The sequence below is a fragment of the Elioraea sp. genome (genome assembly GCF_022842375.1).
Lineage (GTDB): Bacteria > Pseudomonadota > Alphaproteobacteria > Acetobacterales > Acetobacteraceae > Elioraea_A.
The window spans coordinates 104,943-122,587 of record NZ_JALHPR010000002.1 but is presented as its reverse complement, the minus strand read 5'-3'; the positions used below and the strand labels follow the sequence as shown (position 1 = coordinate 122,587).

General features: G+C 66.4%; 16 protein-coding genes. 2 read left to right on the top strand and 14 right to left on the bottom strand.

The genetic code is table 11. The annotated features are described in order from the left end of the window. Positions 1 to 70: 70 nt before the first annotated feature. The 6 genes from Q0C38_RS02340 to Q0C38_RS02315 all read right to left on the bottom strand — a co-directional run bounded on the left by Q0C38_RS02340 (position 71) and on the right by Q0C38_RS02315 (position 6,182). The gene (locus tag Q0C38_RS02340) at positions 71 to 1,057 is read right to left on the bottom strand and encodes a TRAP transporter substrate-binding protein (RefSeq protein ID WP_291295444.1); all 987 of its coding nucleotides are present in this window, start codon (positions 1,055 to 1,057) and stop codon (positions 71 to 73) included. Next, a complete protein-coding gene (locus tag Q0C38_RS02335) occupies positions 1,054 to 1,833 on the bottom strand; it encodes a GntR family transcriptional regulator (protein ID WP_291295443.1) in 780 nt (259 codons plus the stop codon). The genes Q0C38_RS02340 and Q0C38_RS02335 overlap by 4 nt, the downstream gene beginning before the upstream one ends. A 223-nt stretch (positions 1,834 to 2,056) precedes the next feature. Next, a complete protein-coding gene (locus tag Q0C38_RS02330) occupies positions 2,057 to 3,082 on the bottom strand; it encodes a phosphotriesterase (RefSeq protein WP_291295637.1) in 1,026 nt (341 codons plus the stop codon). Between the two features lie 23 nt (positions 3,083 to 3,105). Next, positions 3,106 to 3,900 (bottom strand): carbohydrate ABC transporter permease, encoded by a 795-nt coding sequence (locus tag Q0C38_RS02325; RefSeq protein ID WP_291295442.1) that lies wholly within the window; start codon positions 3,898 to 3,900, stop codon positions 3,106 to 3,108. 59 nt (positions 3,901 to 3,959) lie between these two features. Continuing rightward, positions 3,960 to 4,790, bottom strand: a complete 831-nt coding sequence (locus tag Q0C38_RS02320; RefSeq protein WP_291295441.1) for a carbohydrate ABC transporter permease — start codon at positions 4,788 to 4,790, stop codon at positions 3,960 to 3,962. Between the two features lie 96 nt (positions 4,791 to 4,886). Next, positions 4,887 to 6,182, bottom strand: a complete 1,296-nt coding sequence (locus Q0C38_RS02315; protein ID WP_291295440.1) for an ABC transporter substrate-binding protein — start codon at positions 6,180 to 6,182, stop codon at positions 4,887 to 4,889. A 500-nt stretch (positions 6,183 to 6,682) separates the two neighbouring features. On the opposite strand from Q0C38_RS02315, the gene Q0C38_RS02310 reads away from it, so the two are divergent. Together Q0C38_RS02310 and Q0C38_RS02305 are read left to right on the top strand one after the other, a co-directional pair. Next, a complete protein-coding gene (locus Q0C38_RS02310) occupies positions 6,683 to 7,717 on the top strand; it encodes a LacI family DNA-binding transcriptional regulator (RefSeq protein WP_291295439.1) in 1,035 nt (344 codons plus the stop codon). Positions 7,718 to 7,748: 31 nt separating this feature from the next. Further along, positions 7,749 to 7,907: a hypothetical protein gene (locus Q0C38_RS02305; protein ID WP_291295438.1), complete on the top strand. Its 159-nt coding sequence runs from the start codon at positions 7,749 to 7,751 to the stop codon at positions 7,905 to 7,907. A 398-nt stretch (positions 7,908 to 8,305) separates the two neighbouring features. Here the strand turns inward: Q0C38_RS02305 and Q0C38_RS02300 are convergent, their stop codons facing one another. The 8 genes from Q0C38_RS02300 to Q0C38_RS02265 are packed head-to-tail and all read right to left on the bottom strand — an operon-like array spanning position 8,306 to position 17,631. Further along, complete coding sequence (locus Q0C38_RS02300) at positions 8,306 to 9,112, bottom strand: aspartate dehydrogenase domain-containing protein (protein WP_291295437.1); 807 nt, start codon at positions 9,110 to 9,112, stop codon at positions 8,306 to 8,308. Next, the gene (locus Q0C38_RS02295; protein ID WP_291295436.1) at positions 9,109 to 10,497 is read right to left on the bottom strand and encodes an MmgE/PrpD family protein; all 1,389 of its coding nucleotides are present in this window, start codon (positions 10,495 to 10,497) and stop codon (positions 9,109 to 9,111) included. The genes Q0C38_RS02300 and Q0C38_RS02295 overlap by 4 nt, the downstream gene beginning before the upstream one ends. 34 nt (positions 10,498 to 10,531) lie before the next feature. Beyond that, positions 10,532 to 11,677: an acyl-CoA dehydrogenase family protein gene (locus Q0C38_RS02290; protein ID WP_291295435.1), complete on the bottom strand. Its 1,146-nt coding sequence runs from the start codon at positions 11,675 to 11,677 to the stop codon at positions 10,532 to 10,534. Between the two features lie 2 nt (positions 11,678 to 11,679). Further along, the gene (locus tag Q0C38_RS02285; RefSeq protein ID WP_291295434.1) at positions 11,680 to 12,456 is read right to left on the bottom strand and encodes an enoyl-CoA hydratase/isomerase family protein; all 777 of its coding nucleotides are present in this window, start codon (positions 12,454 to 12,456) and stop codon (positions 11,680 to 11,682) included. A gap of 17 nt (positions 12,457 to 12,473) precedes the next feature. Then, complete coding sequence (locus Q0C38_RS02280) at positions 12,474 to 12,890, bottom strand: MaoC family dehydratase (protein ID WP_291295433.1); 417 nt, start codon at positions 12,888 to 12,890, stop codon at positions 12,474 to 12,476. 13 nt (positions 12,891 to 12,903) lie between these two features. Further along, complete coding sequence (locus Q0C38_RS02275; protein WP_291295432.1) at positions 12,904 to 14,067, bottom strand: CaiB/BaiF CoA-transferase family protein; 1,164 nt, start codon at positions 14,065 to 14,067, stop codon at positions 12,904 to 12,906. Between the two features lie 31 nt (positions 14,068 to 14,098). Beyond that, a complete protein-coding gene (locus Q0C38_RS02270; protein WP_291295431.1) occupies positions 14,099 to 15,763 on the bottom strand; it encodes an FAD-binding protein in 1,665 nt (554 codons plus the stop codon). Continuing rightward, complete coding sequence (locus Q0C38_RS02265; protein WP_291295430.1) at positions 15,760 to 17,631, bottom strand: TRAP transporter permease; 1,872 nt, start codon at positions 17,629 to 17,631, stop codon at positions 15,760 to 15,762. Before Q0C38_RS02265 ends, Q0C38_RS02270 begins: the two co-directional genes overlap by 4 nt. Positions 17,632 to 17,645: the final 14 nt, after the last annotated feature.

Sequence of the window (17,645 nt, the reverse complement as noted above, 5' to 3'; positions counted from 1 at the left end):
TCCGACGCTCCCCCGCGCCCAGGCGCGGAGGAGCGGAACGGTGTGAAGGCTGATCAGGCCCGGATGGCGATCAAGCGCGGATCGAAATGATCTGCTCAAGCAACGGCCGTGCCTCGGGGCGGACCGCGGCCAGCGCGGCCGGCCGCGCGCGCGCGGCGAAGGCAGCCTGGTCGCTGTCGACGAAGGTCATGCCCTTGCCCTTGAGGTCGGCTTCCAGGGTGCGCTCATCCTCCATGAACAGCGTCCTCTCGAAGGCCTGCGCACGGCGCGTCGCCTCGGCAACGATCTCGCGGTCGGCCGGGGAAAGCTGCTGCCAGCGACGCTCGCTGATCGCGACATAGATCCAGCTCCGCACGTGCTCGGTGCGGTTCAGCACGCGCTGCACCTCGTTGAAGTTTGCACTGCGGATCAGCGCCAGCGGGTTCTCCTGGCCGTCGATCGTGCCGTTCTGCAGCGAGGTGAAGACCTCGCCGAAGGCCATCGGGGTCGGGCGTGCGCCAAGCGCCTGCCATACCGCGACGAACAGAGGCACGTTCGGCACGCGCAGGCGCAGGCCATTCAACTCGTCGGGCGTGCGGACGGGGCGGTTGGACGTCAGGTTGCGCGGCCCGCGCGCGAAGTAGCCGAGCGGGCGCACGCGCGCGCGGCCGATGATCTCGGCGTTGATCTGCTGGCCGATCGGGCCGGCGGCGATCACGTCCATCTGCTCGATCGAGGTGATGGCGTATGGCACTGCGAGGAGCGAGGCGAGCGGCGCCCAGTTCTGCAGGCTCTCGCCGGTGATGGTCATGTCGGCGGTGCCGAGCTGCATGCCGTTGATGACGTCCATCTCGCGGCCGAGCGTCTCGTTCGGGAACACCTGCACCTCGATCCTGCCGTTCGACAGGGCGCGGGCCTGTTCTGCCAGGTGCAGCGAGGCGCGGTGCCAGACGTTCTGTTCGTTGGCGAGATGGCCGAGGCGAAGCGTGACGCGGCCCTGGCCGTAGGCGGTGCGGATGCTGGGCGCTGCCAGCGCGGCGGTGCCGGCGATCAGCAGAGTGCGGCGTGTCGTTGTCATGGCGTATCCTCCTTGCGCGTTGCGGCTCGGCCTCCGGGTGCCGGCTCGAAGTAGTCGGGGTGGGCCTGGGCGATGCGGGGCAGGCTGGCGAGGATCTCGCGCAGATGCGCACGCATGGCGGTCTCCGCCTCGTCCACCGCGCCGGCGGCCACGGCGCCGGCGATGGCACGGTGCTGGCGGATGAGTTCGGGCAGCGGCGTCGCCCCCTCGAAGGAGAGGAAGCGCACGCGGTCCATCTGTGCCTTGATCGCTTCGAGCGCCGTCCACGCGAAGCTGCGGCCGATGCCTTCGGCCAGCGCGCGGTGGAAGGCCTCGTCGAGGCGGAGGAAGCCTGGCGCGTTGTCCCCCCCGGCGGCCTCCTCCTGCGCCGCGATCAGGTCGGCGAGGCGGCGGGCGAGGCCCTCGGGCCGTTGCGCGGCGCAGGCGCGGACAACGGCGACCTCGACCGCCTCGCGCACGAAGCGTGCGTCGTACACGGCGTCGACCGAGATGCGCAGCACCACCGTGCCGCGCTGCGGGCGGATGGAGAGCAGCCCGGCTTCCTGGAGCTTGATGAAGGCCTCGCGCACGGGCTGGCGGCTGACGCCGTAGCGACGGGCGATGTCGGCTTCCGACACGATGCTACCGGGCAGCAATTCGCCCTTCACGATCGTTTCGCGCAGGAGGCGCAGGAGTTGCGGCGCGATGGGGCCGGCGCTGTCGGTCAGGCTGACCTGCGCCGCCCCCCTGCCCGCGGGCAGGGCGGATGCGGCGGGCTCTGGTCCCCGTTCGATCATTCCGCTCCCCAAGATTTTCTCGTATTCTGGTATGGTAGTAGAGCACGGCGGCGCCGGGCGCAAGAGAGCACACCCGCGCAGCACGCCATTCGCCTTTGGCCTCTTGTCTCCCTCGATGCCCGGGAGAAGGAATCCGCCATCAAAACCTGGGATCGAACATCCAACGTTCGTCCCGGACTACCGACGCGGGGCAGGTCTCCGCCCCGGTGGAGACCGCGGGGCCTCAGGCGGGCGGAACACGCGCGGCGTCCGCGAACCAGTTGCGCGGGTTGCACCTGGCTAGAGCGTGGGCAGTGTGCGGATCGACCCCGGTCGCGATCAGGCAAGGCAAGGTGCTGCGCAGCACGTGGGCGTAGCCTTGGCCGCCATGACGCCACAGCATGTTCTTCTGGCCGACATCCGAGGACAGCAGCAGCCTGTCGCCGAGCCCCTCCGCAACCAGCGCCGCAAGATTGGCGATGTTCGCCGCCTCATCGGGGCTTTTTCGTCCGCCTCCGTAGTCGAGATTGTTCCCCATCATGTCGAGGCCAAGCCACGCGCCCCGCGCGGCGAGGCTGGCCAGATAGCCGCGATCATGTGCCATGGGGTTGAGATGCCCGAGAAGTACGCCGTGGAGACCGGGGAGCACTGCTTCGATCTCGTCGAGCACGACGTGTCCGATGGCATCCCAGGCCGGCAGATGGACCGAAAGCGGCGTACGATGCCGGTGCGCCACGCGCGCGGCCGCGCGGAGCGACCGGCGCTCGGCGATCGTGGGCCGCGACGAGACGCCGACCTCGCCGATCACGCCAGGGCGAACGCGGCCATGCGGTGTCTCGACCCCGTCAAGCAGATCGGACTCGATCAGCGCCACGAAGTCGTCCTCTGACCAGCCGCGCATCGCCTCCGGGATGGCGCGCTCCAGGTAGAGCCCCGATCCCATGACGATGCGAACGCCGCTGCGTCTCGACGCCTCGACCAGCAGCTCGGGACGTCGCCCCGTGAACAGGGACGTGGCCTCAACGAGCGTGTCGAGCCCCGCGGCGCGCGCTGCGGATAGCTCCTCCGCAGCGATGTCGATGTCGTCCAGCAGCAGGTTGTCGCGCACCGACAGCGGGTGCCGGTCCACCTCCGGCCGCGTCTCGCGCGTCACCTTGAGATCAGGCGAGACCGCTTCGAGCTTCGCCGTGAACCCGTCGCGGGAGTCGAGGAACACGTGCTCGTGCGTAACGGTCGCCCCGAGCCCGTCGAGCGGGACGGGTCCGGTCACGGTCCAGACGAGATGGGGGCCGCTCACTTGATTCCTGTGGTGGCAATGGAGCCCACGAACTGGCGCTGGAAGCGCAGCAGCAGCAGGGCTGGAATCACCGAAAGAACCACTGCCCCCGCGAAAAGCTGGCTCAGGTTGAAGTCGAACTGGTTCGAGAACTGTGCCAGCGCCACCGGGCCTACCCGCATCGATGGATCGGAGATGATGATGAGCGGCCAGAGATAGGCCTGCCACTGGAACATGAACAGGATGATGCCAGCGGAGATCAGCGCCGGGCGGGAAAGCGGCAAGTACACGTGAAAGAAGATTCTCAGGAGCGAGGCTCCGTCAATGCGTGCTGCCTCGACGAGCTCGATCGGGATGCCCAGGAAGAACTGGCGCAGCAGGAAGATCGCGAGGCCATTCCCGATGCCCGGCAGGATGAGCGCGAGATAGCCGTCATGCAGATTGGCTGTCCGAAACACCCGGAACAGCGGGATCGCCACGGCGTCGAATGGGATCATGAAGCTCAGCACCACGAGGCCGAACACGAGATTCCGCCCCGGGAACGCGATGACTGACAGCGCGAAGGCCGCGAGCGAGCAGATCGTCAGGCCGATGGCCACCGTGCCGACGGCCACCACTAGCGAGTTGACGACCGCGCGGACAAAGCCGGTCTCCCACAGGTCCACATAGGCATCCAGCACGATCTCGTCGGGCACGATGGCGCGCCAGCCGAGCGGCGACAGCGACCGCAGGATGTCGGCTGGGTCGCGCAGCGAGCTCACAAGCATCCAGACGATCGGCAGCGCGAACAGCGCCGCGACCAGCAGCGTCAACGGTGCGAGCAGGTAGCGCCGCGTGGCGGGGCCGGCTTCGTTGCACATGCGCGCCATCGTCACTGCCCCCGCAGCAGCCGGAACTGCAGCGCCACGCACAGCAGCATGCACGCGAGCAGCAGAACGACACCGGCCGATGCCGCGGGCATGTCGGCGAAGGCGAAGCCCATCTGGTAGATCTCATGGATGAACAGGTTCGTACTGCCTTGCGGCCCGCCGCGTGTCAGGATCTGGACCGGCGCGAAGACAAGGAAGTTGCCGACGGTATTGGCGACCAGCACGAACAGGATCGTTCGCCTGAGCATTGGCAGGGTGACACTGTACAGGCAGCGCCACCAGCCGGCGCCATCGATGGTCGCCGCCTCGTAGAGTTCGCGCGGGATCTCGCGCAGTCCGGCGATCAGGAACACCGTCCAGTAGCCGACCCCGGCCCAGGTGACGATGATCATGATCGACAGCAGCGATTGGCTCGTCGAGGTCAGCCAGGGTTGGGGCGGAATGCTGGCGAAAGCGAGGATGGCGTTGAGCGCGCCGTCGCTGGGGCGCATCGCAATGCCCCATACCAGAGAAGCCACCGCCAAAGGTGCTGCCACCGGCAGGAACACGCCTATTCGCCCCAAGGTCCGCCCGGGGACGGCCTGGTCGAGCAGCAGCGCGAGCGCAAGCGCGATGACAATCTGCGCGGGGTTGATGATGAGACTGTAGAGCAGTGTAACGCCGACCGAATTCAGGAAGGTCGGGCTGGTCGCGACGTCGATGTAGTTGTCCAGCCCGAACCCCGTGCGTGTCTGCAGGCTTTCAAAGACAGCCACCGCGGTCGGAATGATGCGGAACGCCAGCAGCGTGAGCAGGGCCGGTCCGAGGAAGCCGAGGACGGTCGCAAGCAACATCCATCGGCCGCGGTTCGGCCCCAGGATGCGCCCAGTCGCTGTCGTCCTCACCATCGTCGGCCGTACTCGTCCGTGCTGGCGTTCCCCTCTCACACGCTAGCGGAGGCGCGCCCAGGCCGCTTCGATCTGCTGGGCCGCGGATTGGAGGGCCGGCCGCACGGGCGCGCCGTTGCGGATGTCCTCGATGGTCCGGTTCAGGATCGACTGGAACTGGATCCAGCCCACGGTGCGCGCCCGGATACGGGCCGTGTTTGCCAGCTCATACTCCATGAGCGGGCCGATGCCGCGGAGGTTGTCGGTCTGGAAGAGCGCCTGGTTGATGTAGGTCTTGAGCGCCTGCACGTTCGCGGGCGGGATCGGCTGGCGCGCAGCGGCTGCAAGCGCGCCCTCCTCCGTGAGCGAGGCGAACTTCACGAACTCGATCGCGAGGTCCATGTTCCGGCTGTGCGGGTTGACACCCCACGCCCAGGAGCCGGTGGGCGTCACGGGCGTGCCGCCGGCGAAGTACGGGTATGGCGTGAAGGAATAGTTCAGGCCCTGCCGGTTGGCGAACAGCCGCGGCACCCACCAGGGCCCGCCGGCGAAGAAGGCCACCTCGCCTGACGCGAACAGCTCTGCCGTCTGGCCCGGACCAGGCACGCCGCGCGGCGACAGGCCGGAGGCAAAGGCCTCGCGGTAGAACTCGAAGCCGCGGACCCAGGCGTCGTTCGTGATGTTCAGCCTGAGCTCGTTCTGCGGATCGATGCCGTTGCCGCCGCCGAGGGATTCCACCAGCGTCTGCTGCTGGTAGATGCGGCTCACCTGATCCCAGAGCAGGCCCCAGCGCGCACCCGCCGCCTGAGCCTTGCGGCCCATCTCGACGACCTGTTCCCAGGTCAGGCGGTCGTTCGGCGTACGGCCGGGCAGGTCGATCCCCGCAGCCCTCAGGCGATCGACGTTGTAGTACATCACCATCGTCGAGGTGGAGACCGGCAGTGCGAAGATGCGCCCGTTGACGGTGACGGCCTCCATGCTCGCGGGCAGATGCATCGCGGCGACATCACCCACCCTGGTGGTGAGGTCGGTCAGGAAGCCTCGCCGCACCAGGGCGGCGACCGCCGGCATGTCCGCCGTGAAGACATCGGGGTTTGAGTCGCGCTGGCCTATACGGGCCTGCAGCACGTTGTCGAAGTCGTCGAACGGAATGGATTCATGGATGATGGTGACGCCGGGGTTCTTCGCCGTGAAGGCGTCGATCACCGGCTGCATCCTGGTCGGGTCTTCGGTCGTGGCGAAGCGGAGGGTCACCTGCCGCGCGGTGGTGCCCTGCGCGAAACTCGAAGATTGGAATGCGAGGCCGGCGATCAGCGCCCCGGCCATCATCGCGGCTTTCGAAATCCCTTTCGGTCGCATGTCGGTCTCCCTGTCGTTATGGGGGAAGGCATCGGTTCTCCGCCACCCAATCCGAAATCGATTTGAGTGACGCTGTCGAGGAGAATCTGCGCCTAACGCCTACTTCGACCCAGTTCTGCCGCCATGACGGTCGCGCCTCCGGGGGGCGCCTGAGAAACCGGCTGCCGCCGTCTCGCAAGTGTTGCCTGCACGCGTGCCCCCTCGATCCGACTGGTCGCAGCAGCCAACGCCAGAGCTTGGCGCCTGGAAGTGCCGCTTTTCCTAGCTTCTCGACCTTTTGTTGCCGGTCGCTTCGAATCCGGGCGCCCCCGCTGGTCCGGTTATCGCTATCAACGGCTGAGGAGCAAACGGGGTGATGTAACGGCGCCGACCGTTCCGGCACTTGATTCCCTGCCGGTTTCCCCATACCCCGATTCTGGTGGCCGCCGATGTGTTGCCGACCAGTATGCGGGGTTGTGCCTTGATCAACTCAAATCGGTTTCACTTTCTCGGAGGGTGATTTGGCGACGATCCATGACGTAGCGCGTGCCGCGAGCGTTGCGCCGTCGACAGTGTCGCGGCACATCAACGGACACAGCGTTCGGCAGTCGGAAGCGATCGAGAGGGCCATCGAGGAACTCGGCTTTCGGGCGAGTGCCAGCGCGCGGAACCTGCGCAAGGGCAGCACGCAGGTCATCGCAATGATCGTGCCCGACATCCAGAACCCCTACTACGCCGCGACAGTCGCCGGCGCGGAGGAGGTGGGCCGCGAGAACGGGCTGCGTCTCGTGCTGTGCAACACGGACGAGGACATCGAGCTAGAGAAAGCCGTGCTGCGCGACATTGTGGGCCGCGTCGACGGGGTCATACTCGTACCGGCATCGGAACGTTCGAGCACAGCGCTGTTCGAAGCGCCGAGCGCCATACCGTTGGTGTTGATGGACCGGGAGACGCTCGGGCCTCGGCGCTTCGACACGGTCACCATCGACAACTTCCGTGGTGGCACGCTGGCCGCGCAACACCTTCTCGATCTCGGGCATCGCGACGTGGCGATCATCACCGGGCCGTTGACGGCGTCGCAGTCCAGCGCGCGCGAGCGAGGCTTTCTGGAAACCTTCGCGGCAGCACGCTTTGTCGTGCCCGAGCGCTTCATCGAGCGCGGCAACTTCCGCGAGGATGGCGGTTATCAGGCAGCCCTGAACATCCTGAGCGCCGCCGACCGTCCGTCGGCCCTGTTCGTCATCAACAACATGATGTCCATGGGTGCGTTGCGGGCGATCGGCCACCTTGGGATCAAGGTGCCCGACAACCTGTCGCTGCTGTGCTTCGATCAGCTACCCTGCGAGGGCGTCATTTCTCCGCGGATCTCCACGATCCGCCGCCCGATGCAGGAGCAGGGCGCAATGGCGATGCGCCTTCTGGTGACCCGACTGCGCGCGGGAGACAGGGAGCACGAGCCCCGCACACTGACACTTCCTGTCGAACTGTCGATTGCGGCGTCGACGCAGCGGCTCGCTGGCGGTGGAGATCGAGGGGGCTCATACACTGCGGCTTGACCGGCCTGCGGCGATCGAAGCTGGCCGGCCGGTGCCGGTGGGCATCCGTCCCGAGGACGTCGCGGCCTCGTCGTCGACCAACGACCCGGAGGTGATCATCGACGCGGTGGCGCAGATGGGCTCGGAGCAGGCGGTGGTGGCGCGGGCGGGCGGCGCCTGTCGCCGGTGTTGCGAGGCCGCCGGCCGGTAACGCAGGGCGACCGTCTGAGGCTGTCGGTTGCCGCCGAAGCCGTCCACCTGTTCGACGCGTCACGGGCGCTTCCGCACCGACCGCATCCCCGGCGACCGCATCAGCTGCGAGCGGCGCCCCGTCCATGCCGCTGAGCACGAGCACAAGGCGCCGCTCCGGATCGCCGCAGCGCGCGTTTGCCGCGTTGATCGCGCCCCCGCCCAAGCGTGCTCCATCCAGTGGCACCCACTCATCCAATATGACCATCGAATTCGCGAATCGGCTTCGCTGCGCGTTGCTGTTTTGGCAGCGCCTTTTTTCCAATGTACCGGATCGTCTCAGTCACCAGCTTCGGAGAGAACGGAGTGGCACAGAGCGGATTTTCGTCGACGCGGGTGGAGGCGGTCCCGCGGCGCGCGTTACGAGCCCGCGATGACGGGGGCCACCAACGATCGGAGCGCCGCGATGATGCTCGGCGCAACGATGCGGGAGGTTCGCGGGTTCGCCGAGGGGCGGTTCCGGCTCGTCATGGTGAGGCCGACCTCCTCGGCGTCAAGCTCAACACAGTGGACAGTTCCTTGCAGCTGTGGATCGGCCCAGATCTCTACCGACGTTCTCTCGAAGCCGATCCCGGCGATGCTGAGCGACACTGCAACATTGAAGTGGCGTGGGAAGTGCGCCGCGGCCTCGCCGGCGGTGCCCTCGAAGACCAGCACCGGCGAGACGGGTGGGCGTGCCGAGAAGTCGTGGCCGGCTGCGAGAACGTAGGGCTCGTGGGCAAGCGAGTCAGGCCGGATGCGTGATGCCAGATGCACCCGATGGATTGTACCCTCGGCAGCCGAGCGGATGATGTCCAGCCCCGGCATCGCGCCAGAGGCGATCCGCACGCGCCCCCCGTGCTTTCGCGCAAGGTCTACCAGTTCCGGGCAGTTGGGCACGCCCCCAGCGCTGACGCAGACGAGCATCAGGCCGGCGTGGAGCACGGTACGAGCGATCTCCGGGAAACTGTCCGCAGTCGCGCACTCGACGACGATGTCGCAGAGAGCCGGTAGCGCCGCAAGCGGCACCACGGCCGGCTCGGGTGTCAACGACGCGGCGGATCTGGCGGCACGCTCGAGGTCGCGCGCCGTCACGGCGGTCAGCCGAACGCCGTCCAGGCAGCCGGCGCTCAGTCGCTCCGCGACCTGTTTGCCGACATTGCCGAAGCCGGCGAGCCCGACCCTCATGGGGTTGCCTGCCTCGCCGGGGTCCCAAGCAGGTGCGCCAGCTCGACGAGATCGGGGGCGCCGGCGAGCGTGCGCAGCGCACCGTCGAGTTGCACCACGGCCCTGGCCTCCATGACCGACCCGGCTAGGGTGACGAATTTCTCCTGTAGCTCGTGCGGCGAGAGCGGTGATTCGGGATAGCCGCGGGCTATGTCGTTGCGCCGTGTCAGGAGATCTCCGGATGTAGTCCTGACCTCCACGATCGACGCGTAGAATTCGGGAAACAAGCGGTCGAGCTCAGGATCGCTCTCGACGGTGACCTTCCTGCAGAGCGCCGCAAGCGCGGGATTCCCAATGCGGCGGTCAATGAAGATGTCGGCGACCTTCAGCTGACGGTTCGCGACGGCTACCGGCAGGATGTACTGCGCGCAGTGGCTCTTCAGCGGGTTGTCGTCGACGCAGTGGATGCCCGCCTTTGGGAAGCGAAGCCTGATGCCTTCGATGCTCTCTGGGCGCAGATCGTTCTCAGCGACCAGGCCGAGTAACGCATCCAGGCCAGGGTGGAGGAACGACACGCAGGAGTACGGCTTGATCGCCATCTCCGTAATGCCGCTCCAGTGCTTTCCGAGGTCTTCGACAAGGCGCTCCGGGGAGGCGGCGCGGCTATAGGCGCGGAAGACCGTGTGCCCTTCGTCGAAGATGTCCGCGGGCGCACCGAAGCCGGACTGCGCGAGCAGCGCCGCAGTCACGCCATTGCGCGCCGCCAGCCCCATCTGGAAGGGGCGGGCATTCTCGGTCGGGTCGCTTTCCCAAGCCATCAGGCCTGATGCCTGGCAGGCCGCCAGGCCGAAGGCGCGACCGACCGCTTCGGCCGGCAGCTGGAGCAGGAAGGAGGCCGCGGCGGCCGCACCGAACGTGCCGCAGATCGCGGAAGGGTGGAAGCCGAGCGCATACTGCTCCGCCGGTCCGAGCGCGATCGAGACACGGTATTCGACTTCGAGGCCGAGCGCGACCGCGGCGAGGAATCGAGCTCCCGTCGCGCGGCTGTACTCCCCGACTGCCAGGGCCGTCGGAACCATCACGGCGATCGGATGCAGGATGCCCTCTGGATGGTGCGGCTCCACGTCACACGCGTAGCCCATCGTTCCGTTCGCGAGCGCCGCCATGACCGTCGACGTCCGGAAGCCGTGCCCAACGACGGTTGCCTGCTCGGCCCCGCCCTGGTTCCGCACGAAGGCAGCGATCAGGCGCCCTGTCGAGAAGGTTGGGTTCGCCGCAGCAACGAGTGCGCCGGCACCATCGTGCACGAGTTCGACGGTCTTGCCGCGAACGGCCTCCGGTAGGTCTTCCCAGCGGAATCCGGCAACGAACTCCGCGAGCTTGCTGGTGCGGTTGGCCCGCGTCATGTGCCCCCCTCGGTTGCCGGACTGCGCCCCGCCTTCATGCAAAAGCATCAGTTCCGAGCAGGATGCGGCCGATGATCAGGTTGTTGATCTGCGTCGTTCCGTCGGGAATGGTCAGCATGCGCGTGCTTCTGAAGTTTCGTTCGACCGGAAACTCGCGGCTGATCCCGAAGGCGCCGTGCACCTCGATCGCCTTGGAGGCAATGCGGACGGCGGCCTCGGTCGCGAAGGCCTTTGCCATGGCCGCCTCGATGTTGGAGCGCGTACCGGAGTTCAGGATGCTCAGCGCCCGATAGACCATCAATCGCGCCGCCTCGAGCTCGGTAGCCATCTCGGCAATCAGTTGCTGGATGAGCTGGTGGCCCGCGATCGGTTTGCCGAAGCTCTCGCGCTGCTTCGCATAGTCGATGCTGGCATCCAGGCTTGCCTTCGCCATGCCGAGGCCGAGCAGCGAAATGAAGCAGCGCGAGCGCTCGAAGCCCTTCATGGTTTCGCGCAGCCCCTGGCCGACGCCTCCCATCACGTTCTCTGCCGGAACGATGACGTCCTGCAGGATCACCTGGCCGAGCGACCAGCCGTTCAAGCCGAGCTTCTCGGCCTCGCGCGTTTCAAAGCCATGCTCCTGACGGTCGACGAGGAACATGGTGAACTCCTGCTCGCCGGTCGCTGCGACCAAGGTCACGTAGTCGGCGACCGAACTGTTGGAGATCCACATCTTCTCGCCGGTTATGCGGAAGCGGTCCCCGTCGCGAACAGCCCGTGTGCGCATCGCGCGCACATTGGAGCCGGCATTGGGTTCGCTGATCGCCGAGCAGCCGATCAGTTCCCCGCGCAGCGTTGGTGCGAGGTAGCGCTCCCTGATCGCGGGCGACCCGGCATTATAGACTTTCAGCGCGGCCCCTTCGTTGACGAACGCCGCGCCGGCGAGGTCGGCCGAGACGCGTGACAACTCCTCGTAGAGAAGGCCGCTGGTCAGGAAGTCCAGCCCAAGGCCGCCGCCATCCTCCGGCACCCAGCCGCAGCCGACACCATAGGCGGCCGTCATTCCGAGCAGACGCTTCAGCACGGGCGCGGGGATCAGGGCATCGCGGTGCTGGTCGGTGATCGGCTTGATGTGCTTCTGGACAAAGCGGCTCCAGCCGTCGACGCCGACGCGCTGCTCCTCCGTGAGACTGAAGTCCATGGCTACTCTCCCCGGAAAATGGGTTTGCGCCGCTCGAAGAAGGCCTGGATTCCCTCCGCATAGTCCTTGGTCGCTTCAAGTGGCCGCCGGAGACGATCGTTGAGGTCCGACGCTGCTTCGAATTCCAGATCGGCTCCCTCGTTCACCATTCGCTTGACCGCTGAAACGCCCAAGGGGCTGGTCGACTTCACCTGCTCCGTTACCTCCCAGGCCTTCGCCAGCAGCGCATCGCGCGGCACCACCCATTCGACGATGCCAAGCAACAGCGCTTCCCTCGCAGCAACACGGCGGGCGGTGAAGAACAGCTCCTTGGCCCGTGCGCGTCCGATCAGTCGCGGCAACGCGATTGCGGCGCCGGAGCCGGGGTAGGCGCCGAGCGTCATCTCGGGGAATGCAAACACCGCATCCTCCGCCGCGATACGCAGGTCACAGAACAACGCCAGCTCGAAGCCACCACCGAGGCACCAGCCGTGCACGGCAGCGATCACGGGCTGCGGCAGCTCATGCAGCATGCGGTTGACTCGCCAGCCCCGCGTCCGCTGTGCCCACTTGCCGTCCGCGTCCAGCCCGCGTCGCTCCTTGAGGTCGGTTCCGGCCGAGAACGCCTTCTCGCCCGCCCCGGTCACGATCACCGCACGGATGTCGCGCTTCTGTGCGATCGCTTCCAGCTGGACTGCCATCGCGTCGGCCAGTTCGCTCGAAATCGCGTTCATCGCCTCGGGGCGGTTCAGCGTCAGCAGCGCGACCCCGTCGCGCTCCTCGTAGAGAAGGATGGACATGGGAGCTCCCGGTAACGTCAGCCTACGAAGGCGCGGATGTTGAGCGCTGCACCGACCACTTGGTCACTCTGGTTGGTGCAGCGCACCTCAGCGATGACCCGTTTCTTGTCAGCATCGTACTCGCGCACGGTGTACTCGGTCGTGATGGTGTCGCCGAAAAAGACGGGTGCGGGAAAGCGGACACGATCGTAGCCGAGCGAGACCGTACGGCCGAGATACAGCCGTGCCGAGGCGGCCGACATGAATCCCATCAGCAGCGTGCCGTGTGCGATGCGTCGCCCGTACCTGCCGCCCTGCATGTACTGCTCGTCGATGTGGTTGGGCGAGAAATCGCCCGTTATGCCCGCGTAAAGGTAGACGTCGGATTCCGACACCGTCTTTGTGAAGCGGGCGGAGGCGCCGATCCGGACGCCTTCCACGGCAGAGTCGGCCATCGGCCCATCCTGATCACGCTGCATGTGCTGCATCCGTCAGCCAGTCGCGCAGCACCGCGTCCTGGTCCTCGCCAAGGTTCGGTGGCGCGCGCCAGTCCGCGGCGACATCGAAGCCGCTGTACTTGACTGCCGGCCCAACCATCGAAATGCGGCCATAGCCCGGATGCTGGACCTCCTGACGCATGCCTCGATGAAGCACCTGCCTGTGCTCGAAGACACTGCGGATATCATTGACGAGCGCGCAGGGAACATTGGCGTGCTCGAGCGCCGCGTGCAGCGCTGCCGTCTGATGCCGGCGCACCTCAGCGTCGAGCACATCGTGGACTGCATCGCGGTTCGCGACGCGGGCGGCGAGCGTGGCGAAGCGCACGTCGGCCAGCAGGTCCGTCCGTCCGATGACCTGCAGGAACGCCTCGAACAGTTTCTGCATGCCGGCGGCGATCACGAGCCAACCGTCGCTGGTCTGGAACGCCTTGTAGGGCACCTGTGCGGCATGCTCCGAGCCCCACTTGCCGCGCACGGTGCCGCCGATCAGCCACTCCATTGCCGCGTCGACAAGAAAGCTCACCTGTCCCTCAAGCAGGCTGGTTTCGACGCGCTGGCCCTTGCCCGTTCGGGCGCGTGCAAACAGCGCGGTTACAATCGCTCCCATCGCATACTGGCCGCAGATGAGATCGAAGGCGGAGGTGCCGAGCTTGATCGGAGCGCCGTCGCGCTCGCCGGTAATGCTCATGTATCCGCCTTCTGCCTGGATCGTCAGGTCGAAGGCACCCTTGTCTCGGTCTGGGCCGTCGGCGCCGAGACCGGACATCGCCGCGTAGACCAAGCCAGGATTGCGCGCTGCTAGTTCCTCGTAGCCGAGACCGAGGCGCGGCATGACGTCAGGACGGAAATTCTCGACGATGACGTCGGCACGCAGTGCGAGGCGATGGGCTGTGGCGCGACCTTCCGCGGACTTCATGTCCAGCACGATCGAGCGCTTGTTCCGATTGACGGCGAGGTAACTCATGCTGTGACCGCCATGGAACGGTGGTCCCTGGTGCCGGATCGGGTCACCGCCAGGTGCCTCGACCTTCACCACGTCTGCGCCGAGGTCGCCGAGCAGCATCGTGCAGAACGGCCCCGCGTAGAGCCGCGTGAAGTCGAGAACTCGGATGCCGCTGAGCGCCTTCTCCATGTGTCTCTCCGCTGATCGCGTTCGTGGTGATTCATCGGACCGGGACGAAGCTCATCACTTCCTCGTCGCCCGATCCGCAGTGCCAGGCGAGGTGCTTCGTCCACCTCGCGTCATCCTGGCTCGGGAAGTCGCGTCGCTGATGCGCCCCCCGGCTCTCCTCGCGGCCAAGCGCGGCGCGCAGCACGATGCGGGAAACCAACGCCATGTTCGCAGCCTCGCCCGCAGCGATGGCCGACGCGAGGTCTGACGCCTCCAGCCCGCCGTCGATTTCGCGTTGCAGGCTGCGCAGCTCGTCGAGACCAGTACGAAGCCCACCGTCGTCGCGATAGAGCCCGGCGGCCGCCGGCATGATCCGTCGGATGCGGTCCTTTACCGACTTCGGCACGACACCGCTCGTCGTGCCGCCCAACGCGCGGCGCAGCGGCGCGAGTGCTGTCGCTTCGATCCGACGCCAGTCACGCGACGTCGCATCAAGGAGACCATCCGCGGCGCCACGCCCTGCGACAGCGCCAAAGACGATCGTGTCGCTGCCGCCGTTGCCAGCCAGCCGGCTGGCCCCGTGCAAGCCACCAGCAGCTTCGCCCCCGGCATAAAGCCCAGGAACCCCGGACCAGCCGCGGTCGTCGATGAGGACTCCCCCCATCTGGCTGTGTGCGGCCGGCCGCACATGCGGCCCTTGGATTGACGGTTCTAGCCCTGCTGCACGCAGGCGCTTGCAGTGCGATACATAGCTCTCGAGTCGATCGCGCGGCACCGAGGTCGTATCGAAAAGCACCGAGCCGTCCGAGAGGCCACGACCCTCATCGATCTCGCGCTGGATGCAGAGCGAGAGTCGCGCCTTCTCGAGACGCTTTTCGCCATGCTCGGGATTGTAGCGAAACATGAAACGCTCGCCCTCTGCGTTCAGCAGGCGGGCGCCGTCGCCGAGCATGGCGGTTGGCATCTCGAGGCCGCGGCACTCGTCCGGCCAGACCGTGACCACGGGTTCGAACTGGACGAACTCCATGTCGATGAGGGATGCACCTGCTTCGAAGGCGAGCGCATAGGCGTCGGAGGCGACATCGGTCGGATAGGTGCTGTCGTCGTAGATCTGCCCGATCCCGCCCATTGCGAGAACGGTCGCGCGCGCCCTGATGGTCAGCAGTTCACTTCCGTGACGCTTCGCAAGCAATGCGCCGACGACGTCATCACTGTCCTTCAACAGTGCGAGTGCCTTCCATCCTGCATGGACCGCAACCCCGATCTCACTGACGTGCGCGCGCAATTTGTCGAGGATGGCGCGTCCCGTGCCCTCCGGTACGTACACGGAGCGTGGATAGGTGTTGCCCGAGAGATGACGCTGCAACACACGGTCTCCCTCACGCGCGAAGGGCACCCCGAGCGCAGACAGCTCCGCAAAGGCAACAGTGGCCTGCGTTGCAAGGACCTCGACGAGGCGACGATCGTTCAGGCCGTATCCGCCGCGCACGATGTCGTCAAAGAAGACGGCCGGGCCGTCGGCCGGGTCAGCGGCGCCGAGTGGTACATTCGCGCCGATGATGTATGGCGACGCACCCTGCGCGAGATAGGCGATCGCCACGCTACGTCCCGCTTGTCGCGCTGCTACGGCGGCGCGATGGCCAGCGATGCCTCCGCCGAGGACCAGTACGTCGACTTCCGTGGAACCGTGCGCGGGGAACTCGCTCGCACGGCTCATGTGCTTCGTTCCGTCGCTTCGACGCCGGCGGCACGACGACCGACGTACCAGGATAGCAGCGCGATGCCGATCAGCCCGAAGCCCAGGAGATCAGTCACCAAGCCCGGCTTGATCAATGCCAGCGCCCCAGCGCCCATGAGGAGCCGCTGGTACCAGCGGGAGCGCCCTCCAGGCAGGTAGCCCTGCACCGCGCTCGCGAGCGCGACAATGCCGACGAGGGCGGAAAACGTTACCAGCACGATATCAAGAACATCTCCCTGCAGCAGCAGTGCGGGGTTGTAGACCCAGACAAAGGGGAGGAGGAAACCCGCGAGCGCGATCTTGAAGGCGATGACACCCGTTTCGGTCGGGTTGGAACCAGCCAGCCCGGCTCCCGCATATGCAGCGATCGCCACCGGCGGTGTGACGTTGGCCAGCACGCCGAAATAGAAGACGAACATGTGCGCGCCGAGCGGGTCGACGCCCATCTCAACCATCGCAGGCACGACGAGCGTCGCGAGCACGACATAGACCGCGGACGTGGGCAGCCCCATCCCGAGAATCAGCGAGATGACCATCGTGATGACCATCAGCAGAAACAGGCTGCCGCCGGCCAACCCGATCATGATCGTGGAAAGCCGTGTGGCGAGGCCCGTGAGCATCAGTATGCCGATGACGATGCCGGCCGTGGCGCAGGCGGCGGCGACTTCAAGCATCGCCGTGCCCCCGCTTTGGAGTGCCGTCCAGAGCCGTTGTGGATTCATGCGCGTCGCGCCGCGCAGGAAGCTCACCGCGAAGATCGCAGCGATCCCGTAGACTGCTGAGGTGATTGGCGTGTACTCGATGACAACAAGCAGATAGATCAGCAGGGCCAGCGGAGCGAGCAGATGCCAGCCTTGCTTGAAGATGCCCCAGGCGCTTGGAAGTGCCGATCGCGGCAAACCCTTGATGCCCTGCTTGGCGACCTCGAAGTCGACCATCGCGAGGATCGCGACAAAGTAGAGGACCGCAGGCAGAAGCGCGGCCGCCATGATCGTGGTGTACGGCGCTCCGAGGATTTCGACCATGATGAAGGCAGCTGCGCCCATGACGGGCGGCATGATCTGCCCGCCTGACGATGCGGCAGCTTCGACGCCTCCCGCGAAGGCGGGCTTCAGTCCTGCCCGCTTCATGACGGGAATGGTGAAGGTGCCGGTTGCGACGACGTTGGCGACGGCGGACCCGGAGATTGTGCCCATCAGCGCGCTGCCCACGACGGCGACCTTCGCCGGCCCGCCACGCAGCCAGCCCAGCCCGGCATAGCTCCACTCGATGAAGAACTTCCCCGCGCCCGATGCATCGAGGAAGGCGGCGAAGATGATGAAGATTGCGACGTATGTCGCAGAGACTTGCAGTGGCGTTCCCGCAAGGCCCGAGGTGGTGACATAGAGCGTTGCCGCCACCCTCTCGAGATCGTATCCGCGGTGTCCAAGGGGGCCCGGCATGTAGGGACCCACGAAAGCGTACACGAGAAAGACAGTGGCGAGGATCGGCAGCGCCAGGCCAACCATACGTCTCGTGGCCTCGATCACGATCAGGACTGCGACGACGCCAAGCCAGATGCTCAGTTCGGAAGGATTGCCGGCTCCGCGCTGCGATAGCTCCAGGAAATTCACGACGGCATAGGCGCTGACAAATGCGGAGGCCGCGATCAGCGTTCCGTCCACCGTCCACCTGAGCCATGCGGCGCCGGGCCTGCCCTCCGTCTTCACCAAGGGCTTCGTCAGGAAAATCAGGACGAGCGCAAAGCCGAGATGAACATAGGCCTGCTGCAGGGTGGGCAGCGTTCCGACATAGCTCGTCCAGAGATGAAAGAGTGAGAACGTCGCGGCGATTGCCCCGACGCTCACTGCGAAAAGCCTGC

What these genes read in the sequence shown, in the direction of transcription:
- Q0C38_RS02300 (WP_291295437.1), bottom strand. Translation starts at nt 9,112, where the DNA reads ATGAGGGTCGGGCTCGCCGGCTTCGGCAATGTCGGCAAACAGGTCGCG.
- Q0C38_RS02335 (WP_291295443.1), bottom strand. Translation starts at nt 1,833, where the DNA reads ATGATCGAACGGGGACCAGAGCCCGCCGCATCCGCCCTGCCCGCGGGC.
- Q0C38_RS02340 (WP_291295444.1), bottom strand. Translation starts at nt 1,057, where the DNA reads ATGACAACGACACGCCGCACTCTGCTGATCGCCGGCACCGCCGCGCTG.
- Q0C38_RS02275 (WP_291295432.1), bottom strand. Translation starts at nt 14,067, where the DNA reads ATGGAGAAGGCGCTCAGCGGCATCCGAGTTCTCGACTTCACGCGGCTC.
- Q0C38_RS02270 (WP_291295431.1), bottom strand. Translation starts at nt 15,763, where the DNA reads ATGAGCCGTGCGAGCGAGTTCCCCGCGCACGGTTCCACGGAAGTCGAC.
- Q0C38_RS02290 (WP_291295435.1), bottom strand. Translation starts at nt 11,677, where the DNA reads ATGGACTTCAGTCTCACGGAGGAGCAGCGCGTCGGCGTCGACGGCTGG.
- Q0C38_RS02320 (WP_291295441.1), bottom strand. Translation starts at nt 4,790, where the DNA reads ATGTTGCTTGCGACCGTCCTCGGCTTCCTCGGACCGGCCCTGCTCACG.
- Q0C38_RS02315 (WP_291295440.1), bottom strand. Translation starts at nt 6,182, where the DNA reads ATGCGACCGAAAGGGATTTCGAAAGCCGCGATGATGGCCGGGGCGCTG.
- Q0C38_RS02280 (WP_291295433.1), bottom strand. Translation starts at nt 12,890, where the DNA reads ATGGCCGACTCTGCCGTGGAAGGCGTCCGGATCGGCGCCTCCGCCCGC.
- Q0C38_RS02295 (WP_291295436.1), bottom strand. Translation starts at nt 10,497, where the DNA reads ATGACGCGGGCCAACCGCACCAGCAAGCTCGCGGAGTTCGTTGCCGGA.
- Q0C38_RS02285 (WP_291295434.1), bottom strand. Translation starts at nt 12,456, where the DNA reads ATGTCCATCCTTCTCTACGAGGAGCGCGACGGGGTCGCGCTGCTGACG.